This window comes from Gardnerella sp. 26-12 (assembly GCF_001660745.1).
Classification (GTDB): Bacteria; Actinomycetota; Actinomycetes; order Actinomycetales; family Bifidobacteriaceae; genus Bifidobacterium; species Bifidobacterium swidsinskii.
The window spans coordinates 1-1,089 of sequence record NZ_LWSR01000160.1 but is presented as its reverse complement, the minus strand read 5'-3'; the positions used below and the strand labels follow the sequence as shown (position 1 = coordinate 1,089).

The following is a 1,089-nucleotide window of genomic DNA, read 5'->3' as shown; positions in this document are numbered from 1 at the left end:
TCGGAGATGTGTATAAGAGACAGTTATTATCGCTTGCTATACTGTTGCGTTCTTTCTTTTTTTCTTCTTTCTGAGCGTGCTTTTCAAAGCTTTTTGCGCTACGTGAATTAGCAATATCATTCATATCGTCAGAATGCTCTGCAATAAAAGATGACCAATCATCATCAAAATTTCTATTGTTTTGTTTTTGATTATTCTTTAATGATTCTGACGTTAACTCGTCATCACGGCGAGGGTCGTTGGTATTCTTAGAAGAAGTCATGAACTATACTGTAGCAAGTCTTCCTGATTCTATGCTTAAAATGTTCGAAATTGGACTTGCAAGAAAGGATATGGTATGTTGTACTGGTTCTTCGTGAAGGGACTCGGGGGTATTGCCTGCATGAGGATTCATCCATCAGCGCAAGGTGTTAAAAATGTACCTAAAAAGGGTGGAGCTATTATTGCTGCAAATCATCTTGCTGTTATTGATGACGCGCTTCTGCCATTGACTTGTCCTCGTATGATTCACTTTATGGGTAAAGCAGAATATTTTGAAGGCAAAGGTTTAAAGGGTCGTTTCAAGAAGTGGTGGTTTACTTCTGTTGGCGTTTTTCCTGTAGATCGTTCTGGAGGCGCAAAATCGCTTGGCGCCTTGAATCATGCTCGTGAAATATTAGAAAAAGGTCAGCTTTTTGGTATTCATATTGAAGGTACAAGAAGTCCAGACGGTCGTTTATATCGCGGTCATACTGGTGCTGCACGTCTTGCTCTTGAAACAGGTTGCCCGATTATACCAGTTGCAATTATTGGAACTAGAGAATTGCAAGTGCATGGTCAAGTTATTCCTGCAAAAGGTAAAACTAAGGCAATTTATGGCGAGCCTATTCAAGTAGAGCGTGTTTGTGACGAAAGCGAGATTACCCACGAGCGTTTACGTGAAATTACAGATAAAGTAACTAAGTCTATTCAGCAAATGAGTGGTCAAGAATACGTTGATGAATATGCTCAAACTGTAAAAGAACGTATGCGTAAAAAACGTGAAGAAAGTAATGAAAATAAATAATATAATTCTAATGCTATTAGGCTAGCGTTATTAGATATTTAAAT

At 38.4% G+C, this 1,089-nt stretch carries 1 protein-coding gene; it reads left to right on the top strand.

The features are described 5' to 3' along the window. Nucleotides 1–337 precede the first annotated feature (337 nt). Complete coding sequence (locus A5295_RS06020; protein WP_012914113.1) at nucleotides 338–1,045, top strand: 1-acyl-sn-glycerol-3-phosphate acyltransferase; 708 nt, start codon at nucleotides 338–340, stop codon at nucleotides 1,043–1,045. The last annotated feature ends 44 nt before the right edge of the window (nucleotides 1,046–1,089 follow it).